We start from the raw sequence: 20,024 nt of genomic DNA on the forward strand, positions 1-20,024 counted from the left end.
AGTTCTTTAATAAAAATAGAAAACATACACTAAACCAGAAATGAGAATTATCAGCTTTCTTTAACTGTGTTCTTTAAAATTTAATTCTTATTAAAACGAAGCAATCTTAAAGCGTTGATAACTACTACTAAGGTAGAGCCTTCATGAAAAGCGACTGCTAAACCAATGTTTGTAAGACCTAGAATGGTAACGGGAACTAGCAATACTACAACTCCTAAACTTATGAAGATATTCTGTTTTATTATGCGTTTCGATTCTCTACTTAATCCTATTACAAAGGGTAAATTTTCAATTTTATCAGACATTAATGCCACATCTGCAGTTTCTAAAGCAACATCGCTTCCAGCTGCTCCCATAGCGACACTAACAGTGCTTAATGCCATTGCTGGTGCATCATTCACACCATCGCCAACCATAGCAATTTTACCGTAGCGTTGTAATAGTGATTTTATTGCCGTTACTTTATCTTCAGGTAGCAAATTACCTTTGGCTTCGGTAAGGCCTATTTGTTTGGCAATAGCATTACCGACATTTTGATGGTCTCCAGTAAGCATTACCATATGTTTAATGCCTATTTCTTTTAATCGCTTTAAAGTGGTTGTTGCCGCTTTTCGCGGTGTATCCATAACACTTATTAAGCCTATAATCTCTTTTTTATATGCTACAAGCATTACAGTATGTCCGTTTTCCAAAAGGTTCTTCATTTTAGAAATGATATCATCATCGACCTTTATACTAGAGTCTTCCATCAACTTGACATTTCCTATAAATACTTGTTTGCCATCATAACTAGCTTTAATTCCTTTTCCTTGAATGGCATTAACGTTGGACGCTTTATTTTGGGACTCGATACTGTATTGTGCTTTAATGTCCTTTACTATCGCCTTTGCGAGTGGATGATTACTCAAACTTTCCACTTCAAGCACGAGCTCAACAAAAAGATTTTTATCAAAATTATTGATAGGCATTACATTGGTGAGTTTTGGTTTTCCTTCAGTTAAAGTTCCCGTTTTATCAAATGCTATTGTTGTGATCTCACCCAAATCTTCTAAGGCTTTTCCTCCTTTAATGAGCACGCCTTTTTGAGCTGCTCTTGCAATACCACTTAATACGGCACTAGGTGTTGAAATAGCCAACGCACAAGGACTTGCTGCTACTAAAACGGTTATGGCTCTGTATAAACTGGTTTTAAAATCTTCGTCAATAATTAAATATGCAAAACACAAAAGGAAAACGATGAGTATGACGATTGGGACATACCATTTCTCGAATTTTTTTGTAAGCCTTTGTGTAGGCGATTTTTGTGTTTCAACTTCACTTACCATTTTAATTAACCTTGAAACGGTAGAATCTTGAGTTAGTTTAAGTACTAATACTTCAAGACTTCCATCGCCATTAATTGTTCCTGTAAAAACGATATGTTTTTTGTCGATCTCTTTAAATCCTGGTAAATTGCTTGAGTCTTGAATATATGTTTTATCAACGGGCATGCTTTCACCTGTTATTGGCGCCTGGTTTATACTACTGCTTCCGCTAATAATAACACCATCTGCTGCAATTTTTGTATTGGGCTTCACAACGATAATATCATTGATACGCAGATTTTCTATGGGGATGTCTTTTAATTTACCGTTATTTTTAACCAAGGCTGTTTTTGGGGATAAGTCACCCAAAGCTTCAATAGATTTTTTAGCCTTATTCATGGCATAATGCTCTAAGGCATGCCCAAGACTAAAAAGAAATAGGAGTAAAGCCCCTTCGGTCCAACTACCAATGTATGCCGCTCCTGCAGCAGCAGCAATCATCAAAAAATCGATATCAAAACCACCTTTAGCGATTTTATTTGTAGCTTCAATGCTTATATAAAAGCCTCCAAAAAAATAAGCGATGAGATAACTTGATAAAGAAACGTAATTATTAAAATCGGTTAACTTTTCAACTAGAAATCCTGTTAAAAGGAAAACCCCGCAAAGGATTGCAAAATAAAGTTCTGTGTTTTTTCCAAAGATTTGATTCTGCGAGTGGTTATGAGGGTTTTCCTTTTTATCTACCATGAAATGACTTTGGGCTAAATTTAGAAAAATTTATTCAATTTATTAATATGAATAGCTTCAACCTAAATAGCTTCATTGTTTAAATCTTCTTTAATATTTTCCATGTTTAATTTGAATGTAAAGATTCTCCGATCCTTGGGTCGGGGGTTCCTGTTTACCTCTCCTTGGGAGAGGTCAGAACTGCCATTTTCAGCAGTTCTGGGTGAGGTAAAATACAAAATTTTGATTTTTGGTCCAGAGGCCAAAATGAAACAGGTGAAATATCCTATGTCTTGTCTCGGGGATAGTTGGTTTTCAAGATTTTTTTTATTTATTAAAATAACACCTACCATAAGAAAAGTGGTGTTTTCGTCATTAATGTAAGTTTGCTCCTTTATGTTTTTAGGTTGTTGTATCGGTAGTAACTATAATATTAATTCAGCTTCAAAAGTTATATAGAGAGCCTATTTTATATGCACTCAGAATCATAACAGTATGCCGAGTGAAATTTATTACTGGTTTTATCATGATATTTTTTAAAACCTATAACTAGCGCCTACTAGCCAATAGAAGGTGTTTTCTAAATCTTCTTTATAAATGGTATCCTCTATAGTTAATGTAGCTGGATTTTGTGGTATTACTAAAGTTGGTGAAAATGACAGTGTAATAGATTTATTCACATACCAAATGGGTAAGCTAAATTCTATTGCCATTAAATCAAATTTTTCACTTTCTTGAAGCATTGTTGTTACTGTAGTGCCTCCTGTTCCTTGGCCTGAACCTCTTCCACTGCCAAAGCGATTGTATATATAGTACTGTTCGTAAAAGTTTTGAGAACCAAAGTAAATTCCAATTGCTGGAGAGATTTGAAAATTTTGATCGTCAGTAATAAAATCATGACTTATTTCAGATGATAAAAAGATATCAGAATCACTACCACTATTAAAAAAGGTAGTAGCAGACAACCCTAAATTTATGATATTAAAATCATAAATTAAACTAGCGGTTAGATCTGCTTCAACTTCCGATATGACATTATAACTATCATCATTAAAAAAATATTTGGTAAAAGAGAGATCCCCTCTAATTTTTTTACCAGTAAAATCATATCCAATGGTTCCTAAAAATAAATCGATCCTACTTTCTTCTGATTTAGTGAGATACGACAATGATCCCGAAGCGTAAAATCCAGTTTTATTGTGATACGTAATTGAAGGGTATAAATATGGCGCAGTAATAGAATCTTTTCTGCCTAAAAAAACAGCATCACTAATAAACCCAAGGCTTAATGTAAAATAAGATTCGTCATCGGTTTTGGTTTGGTAATCTGTATTTTTACTGTTTTGACTTAATGCCGTGTTATTAGATATAATAGTAAGTAAAAAAATAATCCAAGTATGCTTTAAAATTTTCATGGTTTATGTTTTTAAATTTGAAAAAAGGAATGTTATCATTGGTATTACAACATCCCTTTTTTCTAAAATTAAGAAGCTCCTTTTTTCTTGGCTTGCTTTTTAATTACTGATTTTTTTTGAATCTTATTTTTCATCATAGGTTTTTTTGCAATCATTTTACGATGCTGAAGTGTGCTTTTAAACATGTTTCCATCCATATTTAAGCATTCACCATCTTGAAGACGTAGTTGCTTACGATTTTTTGTTTGGTAAGTACCGTCTGGATTTACAACAACGCCATCATTAAGTTTTAACTGTTGGCGAATTTGATTTTGAGATAGGTTTTTAATTTGATAAGCTTCACCATCCATAACCATAATTTGATATCTGTTTTGGTTTCGTTCTTGAATTTGTGCTTGTGATAAGCCTTTATTTTCTTGTTGAACTTTATAGCGGTATTGATATTCATTACGGTATTTTATACCATCATTATCTAAACATTCGCCATCTTTTAATTGTAAACGAATACGATCTCTGGTTTGATAAGTGCCATCTGGATTTACTACGGTGCCATCATTCAATGTAATTTTGTCTTTTAACCGAATTTGATCGCGATCCTTAATTTGTAAAACATCGCCATCAACTAACATAACACGGTCGCGGTCGCGATCTTGATCTTGGGCCTTTAATGTGGTAGTGCCTAAAACGATAAGCAGTACTAAAAAAATCATTTTTGTCATCTTAATAATATTTAAATTTATATTTGGTTTAAAATTAATACAGCACTAATGTCTATACAATGATATCCATCAGTTAGAGTTTCATGTTTAACATAGTTTATATGATATTTAATTTATATTTCTCTTGTTCATCACACCTTTTTTTTACGCCAACCACTCCATACCGGATATCCATTTTTATCTCTTAAATTGAGTTCTACATCATCTTTTATAGCACGCATGACAATAATTGTAGGGGCGTTTTTATATATAATTCTTGAACCTGTAATAATAATCTTATCGCCTTTAATAAATTGAATGTCTTGATTATCAACAAACCAAGCGGGCCCTAAATGCACAGAAATGGTTTCAGATTTGGTTTTTACTTTTAAATGAATGCCATAGGACATCTTTTCATCATATAAAACTCTATCAATAGATTCTACTGTGCCTGTTAAAGTTTTAACTGTTTTTGGATTGAATAATCTTCCGTAGTTTGAGTTGCGTCCCCAACCCGTGTTTCGTTGTTGTGCAAAAACATCTGTATTTGCACTTAACACTATTACCACTAGAAATAATAATGTTTTAAATGTTGAGCGTTTCATGTTTTTATGTTTATAAGACATAAAATTAATCTTGGGTGATTTGTGCTACAATGATATTGCTCATTTTTAGTTTTATTGAATCAACCGAGGCTTTACTTTTATGACTTATGTCACATAATAGTCTTTACAGAACAGTTATTTTTACGTGTAATGAAAATAAGCAATGGTATCATTTCATTTTTATTGGCAATAACCCTGTTGCTAAACGCTTTATATGTAAGCGTTACATATGCTTATTATAATATTGATACTTTGGGTTTTATTGAGAAATTATGTAAAAATAAGGATGCGCCCGAATTGCAGTGTAATGGAAAATGCCATTTAAAAAAAGTTTCTCAATCTCAAAATAAAGAACAAAAAACACCAGAAAGCATAGATTTTAAAGTGTTATTGCTTTACATAAACACTGTTACAAATCACTTGTTTTTGCAACAAAACGCTTCAACAAAACAAATAGTTATAGCATACCAAAACCTATATTCTTTCTCGAGAATAAAAGTTTGTTTCCATCCCCCACAAGTATAGTCCGCTTTTTAGATTTTATGTTCGAGTGCATGGTCACATTGAACACTTTAATTTTTAAATAACTATAAATATTATAAAAATGAAAATACTTTATAGTGTACTTTTATGTGCACTTATTTCTGCAATGTCGTTTTCTCAAGAAAAAAATGACACTGCCAAAGATTCAACAGCCCAAAAGCAAGTTAAACTTGATGAGGTTTTAATTACAGGAAATGTAAAAACAGATCCTATTTTAACATCTATTTCATATAATTATGCTGAAAAAGTAGTTCAGCCAAAAAACGTAGCCGATTTATTTAACAATATTAATGGCTTTTCTGTTATAAAAAGAGGAAATTATGCCATAGACCCTTCGTTTAGAGCGTCTCAATATGAGCAACTAAATATTCAATACGATGGCGGAACTAAAGCCATGCACGCTTGCCCCAATAGAATGGACCCGATAACTACTCATATTATTCCAGAGGAAATCGAGAAAATTGAAATCATAAAAGGACCATATACGGTGCGTTATGGACCCACTTTTGGAGGCGTTATAAATATGGTCACCCAAAAACCAGATTATCAAGACAGAGGATTTCATGGTAAAGCCTCAGCTGGATACGAAAGCAATGGAAACTCTTTTGTTAATATGTTTCAGTTACAATACATAAAAGATAAATATGATATTGTTGGAAATGTTGGTTATAGAGATTTTGGTAACTATGAAGATGGTAACGAAATAGAAATCCCATCTTCGTTTAGAAGTACAGATTATGGAATAAAATTAGGTTATAACTTTACAGAAAATCAACGTTTACAAGCGCATTGGAGACAATCTTTTGGAAGAGATGTACTGCACGCCGCACTGCCGATGGATACAGATTATGATAACAGTAGTATCTTATCTTTAGATTATAAAATCTCTGATCTGGGGAAAACCATAAAAAGTTTAACTGCAAAAGCTTATTATAGTTATGTCGACCATTTAATGCATAACAGAAACAGACCAACGTTTATGATGACAGAAGCAGCATCGGATGTGAATGCAACAACTATTGGTGGAAAATTAGAATTAAATTGGAAACCTTATGAAAAACTTAGTGTTTTTAGTGGTTTTGATGTGATGCATATTGCTAGAGATGGAGGCAGAACACGATTAGTTAAAATTATGAACGGTAACCCTCTACCAATGCCAATGATTTTTAATGACAAAGTCTGGCAAGACTCTTACGTAGATGATTTTGGGGTATTTACAGAAGCGAAATGGTCTGTAAATAACTCAACTATAATAACTGCTGGTTTACGTTACGATATGGTTATATCTGACATCAAAGATCCTGAAACCGATTTTGCTGCTATGTACGATTTAGAAAAGCGTACAGAAAACAATGTAAGCGGAACCGTTTCTGTTAAAACAATGGTTTCAGATAACTTTACTCTAGAAGCGGCTTATGGTCGTGGTGTGCGTTCTGCAAATATGATAGAGCGCTATATTAACCATTTTACAGTCGGTCAAGATCCTTACGAATATATTGGAAACCCTAATTTAGATGCTGAAGCAAACAATCAATTTGAAATAGGTTTTAAAGGGCGTTCAAACTTAAACACTTTTAAATATGCGACATCTTTTTACTATGCTTCATTTGAAAACTACATTGTAGCTGTTGTGGATGAAAGTTTAAACAGAAAGTATATGCCCATGGCAGAACCACGACACCCTAAAGTTTTTAGGAATTTAGATAAGGCTTATAAAACCGGATTTGAAGCAATGGCTCAAGCTAATTTCTTAAAAGGCTTTTATTTAAAAACAGAATTGGCTTATGTATATACTAAAAATAAGGATTTAAATGAACCCTTGCCACTTACAGCTCCTTTTAACACAAGGCTTTCTCTTGGTTTTGAAAAGGAAAAATACTGGGCTAATATGCAGTATAACATAACAAGTAAACAAGAGCATATTGCTGAAAGTTTTGGAGAAACTAGAACTAACGGTTACCAAACATTGGATATTCGCCTAGGAGTAAAACCATTTAATCATGTAACTTTTGGTGTGGCCGCTTTAAATGTATTTGACGAAGCTTACAACAACCACTTAAACTTTTCTTTTACAAATCAGGCAGGTTTTGGAAGAACACCAATTACAGATCCAGGAAGAAACTTAACGGCATTTCTTCAATATAAATTTTAATCAATAGAATTCCCCGAGGCTTTGCCTCGGGGTTTCCGATTCAACTCTCTTTTGGAGAGATCGGAACTGCCTTTTTGCAGTTCCGGGTGAGGTAAAATACAAAATTTCGGTTTTTGGTCCAGAGGTCAAAATGAAACCGGCGAAATACCTCTATGGCTCTGCTAGGATAGTCGGTTTCAAGATTTTTTTTATTTAAAAAAACTCGTTTAAACTTTTTATATTTCCTAAAAAATGGCTGAAATTCGCCCATATTTCGTTACTTTTTTCATGCGTAATGCTACTATGCCTTGCAAAAAGTACCTTATCTGGACAGGTTTTAACTCATTTTCGGATAAAAACAAAAAGTTTAAACGAGTTCATTATTGACAGGCTTAAAAGGTTTTAAAATGAGTCTTTTTTAAGTTTTAGGAGGTTGTGCCACGGTTACCGTTGTTGGCCTTTCGTTATTTCATCTTTAATTGTGTGTTTCCTTTGAAATATTGTTGCAAGCAAATACTTTGGTCATCTAAAAACTCTTCAATTTCTTCAATAAATGATTCTTTTTGTTGTTGACGATTTATTGTTAGATGAATAACTATAACGTCTGGATCTGGATGAATGCCGGTTGTAATGGTCCAAGTTAATGCATTAGGGCATTCTACCAATGCAAAACGCAGTCCACCTCTAATAAGGGTTCGGGTTAAAGTGAATTCCCCCCAAATACCTCCAATATCAGCTTCAGTTTTATTTTGATCACCAATAACAAAAATCTCATTGCCAATCATTTCGAGATTTTCAATAGTTAGTTCATCTTGAATAGTCTTGTCTTGTGTCTTTACTTTAATAATTCGGAAAAACTCCATACTGCAATTTATTGTTCTTAGTAATTTGTCAATCAAGCAAGATTGAGTTTTAATGAAGGCTAACAATTATACACGTTGTGCCTATTACAAGTCCACCCTGACAAATCAAATATAAAACTTTTAAGACAGCTTATCTTTAAGTTCAGGTATTTTAATAAGCTCTAAAGTAGACGATGCTATTTTTACTTTGCCATCTGTTTTATCAACTGCCTCTCGAATTCCATCATTTAAAAGATGCTTTGTAGAACGTCTTTTTTTGTAATCTACAATATACCTTAGATTGAATTGTATCCAATTATCGGTCAAGGTGATGGCTAATGTTGAATTTACTTGAGCATCTTCAATATAATATTTGTTAACCACGTCATACCATTGTGATTTTGAATTAGTGGTGTATTCAGAAAGTGTTTCAGACGCGATTTTAATCACTATAGATTTTGCTAATTCCATATCAGATCCATATCTAACAGGAATATTAAATTCGTCCCAAATAAAAGGAAAGTCTCGTGAGTAATTATAAATAGGGCCTTTAAATACAAATGCATTGCTTAATTTTACAATGCGTCCACTATAATTATCACTGCTTACCCATTGCCCAATTTCCATCATGGTAGTGTAAATACTATCGACATCTATCACATCGCCTTTAATGCCGTTTATTTCAATCCTGTCACCTGGTTTATATACTTTAACTATAAATATGTATAATGAACCTGCAATACTTAAAATGAGCTCTTGTAAAGTAAATGCAATACCCGCTGAAAACAGACCAATAGCTAAGGTGAAATCTTTAATATTTCCTGTGAAGTATGAAAATGACAAAATAACTAAAACAATGTACCCTAGTATTTCTATGCCTTTTTGAGACTTGTAGCGCACAGCGCTATCTGTAACCTGCTTTCTTAAAAAACGCCTTATTAGCTGAATTATAAAAAGCACAAAAGCGATCAATAGGGTATACCTTAAAACACCAAAAAGTGTCGGGTTTTCTATAATCCATTGTTTGATCGTTTCCATTTCTACCCATTAATAATCTTCATAAAGACGCAGCCTGTTATGTAATGCGTTAATTTCTTGCTTTAAAAAATCGACTTGCTTTAGTAAGTTACAAATGGCATCAACACCTTCTAAGTTAATATCCAAACCATAATGCAATCGTATTATTTTTTCAATGTCCTTTATTTGTGTGGTATGAATATAATAATTGTCTTTTTCAGCTATCAATTCTATAAGTTGAAACTCCTGCAACATACTCATAAAAGATACTGGAACTTCATAGCGCTTACATATTAACTTTACGGGTATTAGATCTTGTGCCTCCATAATTAGCGTAGTTTTTGTAACTTTTCTATCAGTGTTTTTTCTTGACCAGTAAGTTTAGTGGGTGTTTTTATTTGGTAAGTGATATATAAATCACCAAACTGACCTTCTTTTTTATACTTGGGAAAACCTTTTCCTTTAAGTTTTACTTGCGTACCGTTTTGAGTTTCTGGTTTTATGTTGAGTTTTACTTTTCCATCAAACGTGTCAACCATAAGCGTGCCTCCCAATAAGGCTGTATATAAATCTAAATCTACGGTTATGTGCAGATTAGCCTTATCCCTTTTAAATTTAGAATGGTTAATGATTGAAAACTGAATAATTAAATCGCCATTGGGTCCGCCATTGACCCCTTTACCACCGTGACCTTTAATTTTAATGATCTGTCCATTTTCTACACCGGCAGGAATGGTAATTCTAATGTTTTTACTGTTAACTGTTAAGGTGCGTTTGTGCGTGGTGTAAACATCTTTTAAGTCCAGTTTTAATTCGGCATTGAAATCCTGACCTCTAAATTGAACTTGTCTACCACGCCCTCCTGAAGATGCACCACCAAACATGTTCTCGAAAAAATCTGAAAAATCTTCTTGAGAAAAACCTCCTGAAGCACCTTGATAACTGCTTTGATATTGCCGTTGTTGTTTTTTTGCTTTCTCGTATTCCTCCCCATGCTGCCAATGTTCCCCATATTGATCGTATTTTTTTCTATTTTCTGGATTGCTCAACACTTCATTGGCTTCATTGATTTCCTTGAATTTCTTTTCGGCAACTTTATCGTTGGGATTTAAATCTGGGTGGTATTTGCGTGCTAATTTCCGATACGCTTTTTTAACATCCTTTTCTGATGCTGTTTTTGTAATGCCCAATATTTTATAGTAGTCAATAAATGACATATAATTGGTTTTAAGGGTTTTAATATGGTGCTTTAAAATCTACTTTAAACATTCCAGATAGTCTTCCTTGATTTTAGTATTAATTAGGGTTTATTTACAGATAGTATAGCTATAAGGTTTTCTTCTAAAATGTATATAACTCTGGAAAATCAGTTTCTATTACAGTGGTTAGCTTGGTGGTCTCATTTTCTAAGGCTTGTGATTTATTCATTACTTGCTTAATTAAACATCCAGACCTGTTTCGGTTTTTCGTTTTCTAAAATATCTTTAATCATACTATAAATAACTCTTTTCATTTCTCTTTCATTATTTATAAACTCAAGAATATCATCTTCAAGTTGTTCATTTTCAATTCTAAATTCTTCAGTGTTATAAATATAAGTATTATTAATAATATCAACAATACTCTCTAAATTTGTTTTGATGCATCGTTGTATGTATTCACACTGGTTGCGTAGATCAAAAGTATCTCTTTGCAGTTCTCTTAATTCATCCAAGTTTTCACATAACAACAGTTTAGAAAAATGTTTTTCAATGAGAGACTCTAAGAATTTCATTTCAAATAAATAAAAATCTAAATCGTTCTTCCAATGTTCTGTTAGAATAAATAAATCATTCCAACTCGCTTGTTTGATATACTTTCCTTTAGGCCTGTTTCTAATATTATACATAAAGATGTTTTAAAATGTTAAGTGATTAAAATTAATTTTTAAAACCCTTATTTGAAATGACATATATCATGTCTTTTGAAATTAGAGTATTGATTTTTTAAATAATTATTGAGATAAATTTGTGCTCAGAATTCTGAGAAGTGAGATATGGCATTGAAGTGGTTTATGTTATAATCTTACCGTCTTCCATAGTAATAATTCTATTGGTTCGTTTGGCAAAATCTTCGTCATGCGTTACTACCAGAAGGGATAAGCCCTGTTCTTCACTTAATTTTTTAAAGATGTTGAATACATTTTCAGAGTTATGACTATCCAGATTTCCTGTAGGTTCATCTCCCATAATGAGCGTTGGATTATTAATTAGGGCTCTGGCTATGGCTACGCGCTGCTTTTCACCACCAGAGATGCGAGACGCTTTCTTTTTTGCCAGATGATCTATATTTAGCATTTTCAGCTTGTTGAACGCATCATGCTCAATTTCTTTACTTGTTTTTTCAGCAAGTTTTTTAGCTGGAAGCATAACGTTTTCTAAAACGGAAAATTCAGATAATAAATAATGAAACTGAAATACAAAACCAATATGTTTATTTCTGATATAGGAAAGATGATCTCTGGTTTGACCTGTGATTAATTCATTATTTATTAAAAGTTCACCTTCATAATCGGTATCCATAGTAGAAAGTATATAAAGGAGCGTAGATTTTCCGCAGCCCGATTTTCCCATAATGGAAGCGAATTCACCCTTTTTAATTTGGAAATTAATATCCTTTAGCACATGGAATAACACGGGCTTTTTGAAGTATTTGTTAATATGTTTGGCTTCTAATACAATACTCATGTTATTGGCCTCTTATTATTTTTACAGGATCTATCTTTTTTGCTTTTTGTGAGGGTAAATAACCTGCTAAAAACGTTGAAAGCATCGCAAACGAAAAGCCGATTAAAAAAAACGCGGGATTCAAGTTGATGGGGTAAGTTTCAATCGTTGGCAGTGCTTCAGTTTCAAATGGAATGGTGTCAATTAAATTTACCAAACCAAAACCAATAAGCAAACCTAAAATTCCTCCAACAAAGCCAATAATCATTGCTTGACTCATAAAAATAAGCTGCACATCTTTACCAGAAAACCCCGTGGCTTTTAAAATGGCAATATCATTCATTTTTTCATAAATAAGCATGTTTAAAATATTGTAAATACCAAACCCAGCAACTATAAGAAGTGTTATGGAAACCGCATAGGTAATCAGGTTTCGTATAGAAGTGCCTGTTTCAAATTGTGCGTTGGCTGTTTTAACATCAACTGCCTTTAAATTAAATTGTTGCTCTATTTTTTTTGATAGCGGTATAGCCTGTTCAATATCATACAGTTTCACATTAATGTCTGTAATATAATTTTTGGCTTCTCCTAAAATACGTTGTATGGTTTTTATATTGGTAAAGCTTTGAATAGCATCTATATCTGCAATACCGCTTTGATAGAGTCCAACGATTTTTAACGGGAAGATACCGCCATTAATAGGGCTAACTTGTACGCGGTCACCAATTTTTAACGACATTTTTTCAGCAATTCCAATGCCTAATAAAATTCCATTGTCTGTATTTTGCAATGCCTCAGCTGATCCTTCAAGAATGTAATCACTCATATTGAACAACCGAGCTTCATTAATAGGGCTAATACCAGTGAGATTTCCACCCAATTCTATAGAACCCGCCATGTAAAAAATTTGTGTTTTTACCTGCGGAAGTGCGCCACGAACCTGATTGTTTTCTTCTAAATATTTTATAATTGGTAAGGCATTATGAATTTTTTTTTGAGTGCGTTTTGGTTTTATAGAGTGTACGACATTAAAAGTTTCTTTCATATCATCATATAGCGAAACAGGTTGTTTTTTAGAAGGTTCAATCTCATTATAAATATGTATATGAGGTGTTTGATTAAGAATTAAATCGTCCAGCATAGTGTTTAATCCCGTCATAAAACACACCAAAGTAATGTAAGATCCAATACCGAAAGCAACTCCTAATGCCGCTGTTGCAGTTTGCTTTATTTTAGTGAGCAAGTGCGTTTTGGCAATATTTAATAAGACTTTCCAATTAGTCATTATTCTGGTTTATAGATGTATGTGTCTTTGGTAATTCCTGATTTTACTTCTATGAAATCCATATTCTGTAACCCTGTTGATATGGTTGTTAACCCGTCATCAGTTTTTACTTTATTAGCATCAATTAAATACGTTTTGGGAATTGTCAACACGGTATCCTTTTGTGCTATAATAATATTGGCTTCACCAGAAAGCCCAGGATATAAAACACTTGGAGCTATATCAAAAATAGCTTCCACTTTAAAGGTTTGGTTGCGTTCATCTTTTTTAGGATATATTTTTGATACTTTTCCTGTGAAAACTTTAGCATTATAGGCATCTAAATTTATAAGGACTTCTTGGTTTTCTGAAATGTGAACAATATCAACTTCATCAACCAGCATTTCAATCACAAAAGTAGTTGCGCTGCCAATAGTGGCCAAGGGTTCTAGAGTCGATACAATTTCTCCGGGCTCTTTGTATAAAGCGTATACTTTCCCGTTTATCTTACTTTTTACAGTAAAATCTTTGGTATTAATCAATGCTGTTTGATACATGTTTTGTGCCTGTTTAACAAGTGTTTGCAATTCGTTTCTGGTATTATAATATTTGTTTTGAATCGTTTTTAAATTGTTTGAAGCCAGTTGGTAATTAAGTTTTTTGGTATCGTAGTCCACTTTGGAACCAATATTCTGTTCCCACAGATTTTTTTGCCTGAAATAGTTAATTGAATCATTTTTAAGTTTCAGCTTTGCCGAAGCTATTTCATCTTCAATATTGCTTAAAATGGCGGCACTTCCGTTATAGTTCTCTTTAGCCAGTTCTAAAGTGAATTTTGCATTTTGAGTGTTCAGTTTTGGTGCTTTATTTATAATTTGAATCAAGGGCTGATTTTTTAAAACGTTATCGCCTTCTTCTACCAAATTATCATCTAAAATACCCGCGACAATGGCATAAGCCTGATATAAGCTATCGGGTTGAACGGTTACAGAGGAATACACAGATTCTGTTAATGCGCGTTGTTCAGGGAGAATTTTGTCTTCTTTATTAGAGCAAGACACTATGATTAATAGTACACCATATAATCCAATGGTTTTCATATGATTAAATTTGTTTTATCTCGTAGACTAATGGGTATCAGATATCACTTTCACACAATCGTTTTTTGTGTAAATGGAATTTTATTGATGGATGTTTTATTATTAATAAGCCAATTTAGTTTGTAATAATATATATTCATTTAGGTTGGTGGCATCGATAACGCCAACCAGTTTTTCTTGATCTACAACTGGTATAAATGATTTTTTTCCATCATAAATTAGCTGATATGTTTTTTTGAGGTCGTCTGTACTTTTAACGGTCTTAAAAGTGATATCCATAATATCTTTAACCAAAACATTTTTATTGGAGTTGTCAATAATGTTTTTATGGTATAAGATGCCTACAACTTTGTGGTCTTTAACTACAACAAAATTAGTTTCGGTGCCAGATATTATTTTATTAACAACCAAATCTAAGGCGTCTTCTGGACTGAAGGTGGTTATGTTTATTATCATGGCTTCTTCTATTGTGTGGTCCTTGAGCAATTCTAAATGTTGTACCATTTGATTTTCGCCATAAGCACCTAAAAAAATAAACAGTGCAATAATGACTAAAAAGGGGTTGTACAATAAACCTATTAATAAAAAGAAAACTGCGATAACTTGCCCTACACTAGAGGCAATTTTAGTAGCCTTAACACGACTCATTTTCATGGCTAATAATGCTCTTAAAATGCGCCCGCCATCCATTGGAAACGCCGGGATGCTATTAAAAAGGACCAACCCTACATTAACTATAAATAAATAAAAAAGAAAATTTTGTAATGTAAAAGCCATTAATACATCAAAGGTTTCTGTAAAATTTAAATCCATATATTCATTTACAGGTACGATAAAATATAGGAGTAACGCAATTATGATATTAACCAATGGGCCGGCCAAGGTTACCAAAAGTTCTTGTTTTGGAGATTCTGGAATACGCTCCAAACTTGCCATACCACCAATGGGCAATAAGGTTATTTTTTTAGTGTCTATGCCAAACCTTTTAGCAGTTAAAGCATGGCCTAATTCATGCAATACCACACATGCAAAAACAGTTAAAACCAGTGCGACATTAAAGAATATACTTTCGTTAGTGCCTCCTCGTTTTAATTCGCTAAAAACAATCCAGGCTATTAAAAAAAAGAAGGTCCAATGTACTATGATTTTAATGCCAGAAATACTTCCTAAATTTAGATTTGCTTTCATTTAAAAGGATTCTAGTTATTAATAGATACAATACTCCATTTTTTATTCTCGTCTAAAACTGCATAGAGATTATTAGAAATCTTTTCAGAAGTAATTTTAGGTGGCGTGCGCAGAAATTTCTTATCTAAAGCTATATTAATTCCTTTTGGGTTTAAAAAGTCTTTAATGTTTCCATCAGTATCTATTGTGACTTCGTAATATCTGTGATATACTATGTTCTTACCTAACAACTCATTCTTACCGAGTTTCTCTTTAATCACGTGTAATACCAAAGCTTTGTCATTATCGAAGTTAGATGCATTTAAAAATTTTGGTTGTATTATCGTTTCACCTTTTTTATCTATATAGCCAAAATAGGTGATGCCGGCTTTCTTTTCTGAAATTAAACACCTGCCATCTTTAAAAATAGGGTAACGACCATCATCAAATTTGGTTAAAACTAAATCGTTTCTAAAATCTATAATAATGGCGCCTTTATCATTTACAAAACCCCAGGAATTATCTTTTTTAATGGCAGCTACACCGTCGTACATGGGTGCTACAAAGTCTAGGGCTTTTGTAGTTTGTGTAAAAGCAAGGACAGGAATAATTAATAAAATAATTAGTACTTTTCTCATGAGTAAATATTTAAAGTTAATATTTAAAAGTATCATGTTTGTTTGTTCTACAAAATGATATTCATCATGAGTTGTGATTTTACTGATGTTGTTTTATTACTGAGATAATATCATTTTTTTGTAGAACACCAGATTGTCGCCAAAGCTGTTTTCCGTTTTTAAAAAGGATCATGGTTGGAACACCTCTAACTTGATATTGAGCTGCTAAGGATTGATTTTTATCCACATCAATTTTAATGATTTTTATAGAATCATCAAGCTCATGTTTAACTTCTTTTAAAATAGGTGCTAGCATTTTACAAGGACCACACCAATTGGCATGAAAATCGATTAAAACGGGTGTTGTAGAATTTATAATCGTATTGAAATTATTTTTCATGGGACTTTATTTTCTTTAGTTCTATATCCAATTTTGCGAGCATGATTAATTCTGATTTGTTTATTCCAGAAAATGATGCTGCTATGGCACTGGCTGTTTTTAAAATAAGTTGCTTTACTTGATTTGTAAACAGATGCTGTTGTTCATTTTTGAAATTTACAAAATCATCAAAACATTTTTTTGCATTTATCGCATTTTCTTGATTTAGATGATTAAAAACGAATTCTATTTGGTGGGCTGCATCAGTATTAAATCTGTTATTTGTATCATTTATCTCTGGCCATTGTTGTCTTATTAATGCTTTTAATTTATCAAATTCCACTTCGCGCACTTGCTTATCTGCTGCTGCTATGGCATAAAATAACTTGCCGAGGTTTTGATAAAACTTGAGTGTCAATTTCTTTTTAGCGACCATTTTAAGCAAAGTTGAATTTTAGTAAAATTACATACATGTTTTTTATTTTTATATGATATAAATCAGTATAAATATAATGGATTTTTCATACTTTTAATGTACCATCCAAAAGCATAATTTTTTATGTTTCCGCAAGACCAACAAATATTCAATATTCTTTTAGAAACCGTCTCAGATGGCGTTATCATTGTTGATAATCATCAAAAGATTATGGAGGTTAACACCTCTGCAGAATATATTTTTGGATATGCTAAAAGTGATCTCATTGATAAAGATTTAAATTTACTGCTCCCTTCAAATTATCATAAAAGCCATTCAGGGTATTTTGAAAAATTCACCCAAAGAGGTAAGCGTCGAAAAATGGGTGAAACCACTGATATTTTTGCTTTAAAAAAAGATGGGACTATTTTCCCAATAGAGGTTGAATTGAATCCTTTTACCATATACAACCAAACCTATGTTATGGCTTTGGTTAAGGATGTTTCAGAAAAAAAGGAGATTGAAAAAAACCTCATGCTTCACTCTAAAGCTTTACAATCTGCCAACAATGGTATCATTATTACCGATGCTTTAAAACATGATAATCCGGTTATTTATTTTAATTCGGCTTTTCAAAAGCTTACCGGGTATTCTGAAAAGGAAATACTAAATCATAATTGCAGGTTTTTGCAGGACAAAGACAGAGACCAAAAACCACTTAAAAAACTTCGTGAAGCTATAAAAAATGGTGAGAGCTGTCAAGCAACACTCCGCAATTATAAAAAGGACGGTACCATGTTTTGGAATGACTTGTTTATTTTTCCGATAACAAATACTCAAGGCACGGTTACAAACTTTATTGGCATACAAAATGATGTGACGCTGAGAAAAAAAGCTGAGGCAGAACAACACCACCTAGCGACTATTTTTGATGAGTCTTTGAATGAGATCTATGTTTTTGATGCTAAAACATTAAAATTTATAAATGTAAACTTCGGAGCACAAAAGAATATTGGGTATACTTTAGAGGAATTAAAGGAGATGACACCTTTGGATATTACAACGATTGACAGTAAAATTGAATTTATAAAAACTATTGAGGTCTTACTGAAAAAGAATGTAGAAAAAATAGAGTTCGAGACGGTACACCGTCGTAAAGATGGGACTATTTATCCGGTGGATGTACATTTGCAGTTATCAAACTTGGGTGAAAAAAATGTTTTTGTGGCCATCATTTTAGATATTACCGAACGTAAAAACTACACCACAAAACTAGAATACAAAGTTGAAGAGAGAACGCAGCAACTTCAAATCGCGCTTAGTAAAGAAAAAGAGCTTAATGAATTAAAAACTAATTTTCTATCCTTGGTTTCGCATGAATTTAAAACCCCTTTAAGTGGCATTTTAACCTCGTCTTTATTATTGAGTAAATATCAATTAACTGAGGACCAACAAAAACGCGATAAGCATATTAAAATAATTACAGATAAAGTACATTTTTTAAACAATATTTTAAACGATTTTTTATCGGTAGAAAAACTGGAGAGAGGTAAAGTGAATTATAGGTTTAGCCATTTTAAACTGAGCAAGGTTGTTAATGAGGTAGTTTATGATGCCAACATGCTTTTAAAAGAAGGACAACAAATTAAGTACCCAGAAAATATTGATGATTTATCGCTTTACCAAGACGAAAAAATTATTCAGCTGATATTCTTTAATTTAATCCATAATGCCATTAAATATTCATCTGAAGGCACAGTTATAAGCTTAAATCTTAAGCAGGATCAAAACTTTACGACGTTTGCTATAAAAGATGAGGGGATAGGCATTCCAGAAAAAGATCAAAAAAATATTTTTGAACGCTATTTTAGAGCAGAAAATGTTATTAATACACAAGGTACGGGCATAGGCCTAAACATTGCTAAAAACCACTTAGAAAATCTGGGAGGCTCTATATCTTTTGCAAGCAAAGAACATGTTGGCTCAACCTTTACAGTAACTTTTCCAAATACAGTAAACTTATGAAAACAGTTTTACTTATAGAAGACGATATTGTTTTAAGAGAAAATACAGCCGAACTTTTGGAGCTAGCGCATTACAAAGTACTAACGGCTTCAAACGGCAAAGTAGGCATAACTTTGGCAAAAAAACACCTACCAGATATTATTGTATGTGATATTATGATGCCGGAACTAGATGGTTATAGCGCCCTGAAAATACTTTCTAAAAGCAAAACAACTAAACACATTCCTTTTATATTTTTATCCGCAAAAACAGAGCGCTCCGATATAAGGAAGGGCATGAATTTAGGGGCAGATGATTATATAACCAAGCCATTTTCTGAGGACGATTTGATTAGTGCTATTGAGAGTCGTTTAGCAAAGGTTTCGATTCTAAAAGATTTAGGGAAAAAACTTCATAATATAACAGAAGAAGTTCATGAAGAAGATGAAATAAAAACACTCAATGAGTTAAAAAACTTTTTTGATGATTATGGCGATGAATTTGAGTTTAATAAAGACGATGTTATTTATCATGAAGGCGACCATTCTAATTATATATATCTAATAAATCGAGGCGCTGTAAAATGTTATAGGATTGATGAACAAGGTAAAGAACTTGTAACCGCACTGTATAAAGAAGATGATTTATTTGGTTATACATCCTTTACGCAAAATATAGCCCATAAAGAAACCGCGACAGCCATTGCAAACACTAAATTATTTGGGGTTTCAATTATAGAATTTAATACTATTCTTGATAAAAATCACAAAGTAGTATTAGAACTTATAGAATTATTAACCGATGATTTGTCTGTTATCAAAGAACAACTCTTACAAATGGCCTATGGTTCGGTAAATAAAAAAACAGCGGATACTATTTTAAAATTTGCAGAAAAAATAAACAAAAAACCAGGTGACCCTATTCAAATCTCTCGAAACGATTTGGCAAGCGTTGCAGGCATCGCAACAGAAACTTTAATTAGAACCTTAACATTATTTAAAAAACAGGGCATAATTGAAATAAATGGCAGGAATATTAAGGTAGTAAACCTGGATAGATTGAAAAGAATTAATTAGATTAATATTAGAT

The 20,024-nt window shown here is 32.6% G+C and carries 20 protein-coding genes; 4 read left to right on the forward strand and 16 right to left on the reverse strand.

Annotated elements, in window-relative coordinates; genetic code table 11:
- Positions 1-80 precede the first annotated feature (80 nt).
- The 4 genes from FAF07_RS15145 to FAF07_RS15160 form a co-directional block, all read right to left on the reverse strand.
- Positions 81-2,054 carry a heavy metal translocating P-type ATPase gene (locus tag FAF07_RS15145; RefSeq protein ID WP_142785897.1) on the reverse strand — a complete coding sequence of 658 codons (1,974 nt, stop codon included), beginning with the start codon at positions 2,052-2,054 and terminating at the stop codon, positions 81-83.
- Between the two features lie 515 nt (positions 2,055-2,569).
- Positions 2,570-3,448, reverse strand: a complete 879-nt coding sequence (locus tag FAF07_RS15150) for a hypothetical protein (RefSeq protein ID WP_142785898.1) — start codon at positions 3,446-3,448, stop codon at positions 2,570-2,572.
- 68 nt (positions 3,449-3,516) lie between these two features.
- The gene (locus tag FAF07_RS15155) at positions 3,517-4,167 is read right to left on the reverse strand and encodes a DUF6799 domain-containing protein (RefSeq protein ID WP_142785899.1); all 651 of its coding nucleotides are present in this window, start codon (positions 4,165-4,167) and stop codon (positions 3,517-3,519) included.
- A gap of 131 nt (positions 4,168-4,298) precedes the next feature.
- Positions 4,299-4,751 (reverse strand): DNA-binding protein, encoded by a 453-nt coding sequence (locus FAF07_RS15160; protein WP_142785900.1) that lies wholly within the window; start codon positions 4,749-4,751, stop codon positions 4,299-4,301.
- A gap of 150 nt (positions 4,752-4,901) precedes the next feature.
- On the opposite strand from FAF07_RS15160, the gene FAF07_RS15165 reads away from it, so the two are divergent.
- On the forward strand, positions 4,902-5,276 hold the full coding sequence (locus FAF07_RS15165; RefSeq protein ID WP_142785901.1) for a hypothetical protein: 375 nt from the start codon (positions 4,902-4,904) through the stop codon (positions 5,274-5,276).
- A gap of 79 nt (positions 5,277-5,355) precedes the next feature.
- Positions 5,356-7,446, forward strand: coding sequence for a TonB-dependent receptor domain-containing protein (locus FAF07_RS15170; RefSeq protein WP_142785902.1), 2,091 nt, complete (start codon positions 5,356-5,358; stop codon positions 7,444-7,446).
- A gap of 443 nt (positions 7,447-7,889) precedes the next feature.
- Here the strand turns inward: FAF07_RS15170 and FAF07_RS15175 are convergent, their stop codons facing one another.
- From FAF07_RS15175 to FAF07_RS15230, 12 genes are all read right to left on the reverse strand, one after another.
- A complete protein-coding gene (locus FAF07_RS15175; RefSeq protein ID WP_142785903.1) occupies positions 7,890-8,288 on the reverse strand; it encodes a hypothetical protein in 399 nt (132 codons plus the stop codon).
- A 120-nt stretch (positions 8,289-8,408) separates the two neighbouring features.
- Positions 8,409-9,305, reverse strand: coding sequence for a mechanosensitive ion channel family protein (locus FAF07_RS15180; RefSeq protein ID WP_142785904.1), 897 nt, complete (start codon positions 9,303-9,305; stop codon positions 8,409-8,411).
- Positions 9,306-9,314: 9 nt separating this feature from the next.
- The gene (locus FAF07_RS15185) at positions 9,315-9,611 is read right to left on the reverse strand and encodes a chaperone modulator CbpM (RefSeq protein WP_142785905.1); all 297 of its coding nucleotides are present in this window, start codon (positions 9,609-9,611) and stop codon (positions 9,315-9,317) included.
- 2 nt (positions 9,612-9,613) lie between these two features.
- Entirely contained in the window at positions 9,614-10,501 is an 888-nt protein-coding gene (locus tag FAF07_RS15190; protein ID WP_142785906.1) for a DnaJ C-terminal domain-containing protein, read from the reverse strand.
- A 218-nt stretch (positions 10,502-10,719) separates the two neighbouring features.
- Positions 10,720-11,172: a hypothetical protein gene (locus FAF07_RS15195; RefSeq protein ID WP_142785907.1), complete on the reverse strand. Its 453-nt coding sequence runs from the start codon at positions 11,170-11,172 to the stop codon at positions 10,720-10,722.
- A gap of 163 nt (positions 11,173-11,335) precedes the next feature.
- Positions 11,336-12,010: an ABC transporter ATP-binding protein gene (locus tag FAF07_RS15200; protein WP_142785908.1), complete on the reverse strand. Its 675-nt coding sequence runs from the start codon at positions 12,008-12,010 to the stop codon at positions 11,336-11,338.
- A 1-nt stretch (position 12,011) separates the two neighbouring features.
- Positions 12,012-13,274, reverse strand: coding sequence for an ABC transporter permease (locus FAF07_RS15205; RefSeq protein WP_142785909.1), 1,263 nt, complete (start codon positions 13,272-13,274; stop codon positions 12,012-12,014).
- On the reverse strand, positions 13,274-14,353 hold the full coding sequence (locus FAF07_RS15210; protein WP_142785910.1) for an efflux RND transporter periplasmic adaptor subunit: 1,080 nt from the start codon (positions 14,351-14,353) through the stop codon (positions 13,274-13,276). Before FAF07_RS15210 ends, FAF07_RS15205 begins: the two co-directional genes overlap by 1 nt.
- Before the next feature lie 102 nt (positions 14,354-14,455).
- Complete coding sequence (locus FAF07_RS15215) at positions 14,456-15,541, reverse strand: site-2 protease family protein (protein ID WP_142785911.1); 1,086 nt, start codon at positions 15,539-15,541, stop codon at positions 14,456-14,458.
- An 11-nt stretch (positions 15,542-15,552) separates the two neighbouring features.
- The gene (locus FAF07_RS15220) at positions 15,553-16,158 is read right to left on the reverse strand and encodes a WG repeat-containing protein (protein WP_142785912.1); all 606 of its coding nucleotides are present in this window, start codon (positions 16,156-16,158) and stop codon (positions 15,553-15,555) included.
- A 79-nt stretch (positions 16,159-16,237) separates the two neighbouring features.
- Entirely contained in the window at positions 16,238-16,537 is a 300-nt protein-coding gene (trxA, locus tag FAF07_RS15225) for a thioredoxin (protein WP_142785913.1), read from the reverse strand.
- Positions 16,527-16,952: a hypothetical protein gene (locus tag FAF07_RS15230; RefSeq protein WP_142785914.1), complete on the reverse strand. Its 426-nt coding sequence runs from the start codon at positions 16,950-16,952 to the stop codon at positions 16,527-16,529. Before FAF07_RS15230 ends, trxA begins: the two co-directional genes overlap by 11 nt.
- 123 nt (positions 16,953-17,075) lie before the next feature.
- On the opposite strand from FAF07_RS15230, the gene FAF07_RS18915 reads away from it, so the two are divergent.
- Both FAF07_RS18915 and FAF07_RS15240 read left to right on the forward strand, forming a co-directional pair.
- On the forward strand, positions 17,076-18,956 hold the full coding sequence (locus FAF07_RS18915; RefSeq protein WP_142785915.1) for a PAS domain-containing sensor histidine kinase: 1,881 nt from the start codon (positions 17,076-17,078) through the stop codon (positions 18,954-18,956).
- Positions 18,953-20,011: a response regulator gene (locus tag FAF07_RS15240; protein WP_142785916.1), complete on the forward strand. Its 1,059-nt coding sequence runs from the start codon at positions 18,953-18,955 to the stop codon at positions 20,009-20,011. Before FAF07_RS18915 ends, FAF07_RS15240 begins: the two co-directional genes overlap by 4 nt.
- Positions 20,012-20,024 lie beyond the last annotated feature (13 nt).

This window comes from Changchengzhania lutea (assembly GCF_006974145.1).
In the GTDB taxonomy this organism is placed as follows: domain Bacteria; phylum Bacteroidota; class Bacteroidia; order Flavobacteriales; family Flavobacteriaceae; genus Changchengzhania; species Changchengzhania lutea.

What these genes read in the sequence shown, in the direction of transcription:
- FAF07_RS15145 (WP_142785897.1), bottom strand. Translation starts at nt 2,054, where the DNA reads ATGGTAGATAAAAAGGAAAACCCTCATAACCACTCGCAGAATCAAATC.
- FAF07_RS15150 (WP_142785898.1), bottom strand. Translation starts at nt 3,448, where the DNA reads ATGAAAATTTTAAAGCATACTTGGATTATTTTTTTACTTACTATTATA.
- FAF07_RS15155 (WP_142785899.1), bottom strand. Translation starts at nt 4,167, where the DNA reads ATGACAAAAATGATTTTTTTAGTACTGCTTATCGTTTTAGGCACTACC.
- FAF07_RS15160 (WP_142785900.1), bottom strand. Translation starts at nt 4,751, where the DNA reads ATGAAACGCTCAACATTTAAAACATTATTATTTCTAGTGGTAATAGTG.
- FAF07_RS15165 (WP_142785901.1), top strand. Translation starts at nt 4,902, where the DNA reads ATGAAAATAAGCAATGGTATCATTTCATTTTTATTGGCAATAACCCTG.
- FAF07_RS15170 (WP_142785902.1), top strand. Translation starts at nt 5,356, where the DNA reads ATGAAAATACTTTATAGTGTACTTTTATGTGCACTTATTTCTGCAATG.
- FAF07_RS15175 (WP_142785903.1), bottom strand. Translation starts at nt 8,288, where the DNA reads ATGGAGTTTTTCCGAATTATTAAAGTAAAGACACAAGACAAGACTATT.
- FAF07_RS15180 (WP_142785904.1), bottom strand. Translation starts at nt 9,305, where the DNA reads ATGGAAACGATCAAACAATGGATTATAGAAAACCCGACACTTTTTGGT.
- FAF07_RS15185 (WP_142785905.1), bottom strand. Translation starts at nt 9,611, where the DNA reads ATGGAGGCACAAGATCTAATACCCGTAAAGTTAATATGTAAGCGCTAT.
- FAF07_RS15190 (WP_142785906.1), bottom strand. Translation starts at nt 10,501, where the DNA reads ATGTCATTTATTGACTACTATAAAATATTGGGCATTACAAAAACAGCA.
- FAF07_RS15195 (WP_142785907.1), bottom strand. Translation starts at nt 11,172, where the DNA reads ATGTATAATATTAGAAACAGGCCTAAAGGAAAGTATATCAAACAAGCG.
- FAF07_RS15200 (WP_142785908.1), bottom strand. Translation starts at nt 12,010, where the DNA reads ATGAGTATTGTATTAGAAGCCAAACATATTAACAAATACTTCAAAAAG.
- FAF07_RS15205 (WP_142785909.1), bottom strand. Translation starts at nt 13,274, where the DNA reads ATGACTAATTGGAAAGTCTTATTAAATATTGCCAAAACGCACTTGCTC.
- FAF07_RS15210 (WP_142785910.1), bottom strand. Translation starts at nt 14,353, where the DNA reads ATGAAAACCATTGGATTATATGGTGTACTATTAATCATAGTGTCTTGC.
- FAF07_RS15215 (WP_142785911.1), bottom strand. Translation starts at nt 15,541, where the DNA reads ATGAAAGCAAATCTAAATTTAGGAAGTATTTCTGGCATTAAAATCATA.
- FAF07_RS15220 (WP_142785912.1), bottom strand. Translation starts at nt 16,158, where the DNA reads ATGAGAAAAGTACTAATTATTTTATTAATTATTCCTGTCCTTGCTTTT.
- trxA (WP_142785913.1), bottom strand. Translation starts at nt 16,537, where the DNA reads ATGAAAAATAATTTCAATACGATTATAAATTCTACAACACCCGTTTTA.
- FAF07_RS15230 (WP_142785914.1), bottom strand. Translation starts at nt 16,952, where the DNA reads ATGGTCGCTAAAAAGAAATTGACACTCAAGTTTTATCAAAACCTCGGC.
- FAF07_RS18915 (WP_142785915.1), top strand. Translation starts at nt 17,076, where the DNA reads ATGTTTCCGCAAGACCAACAAATATTCAATATTCTTTTAGAAACCGTC.
- FAF07_RS15240 (WP_142785916.1), top strand. Translation starts at nt 18,953, where the DNA reads ATGAAAACAGTTTTACTTATAGAAGACGATATTGTTTTAAGAGAAAAT.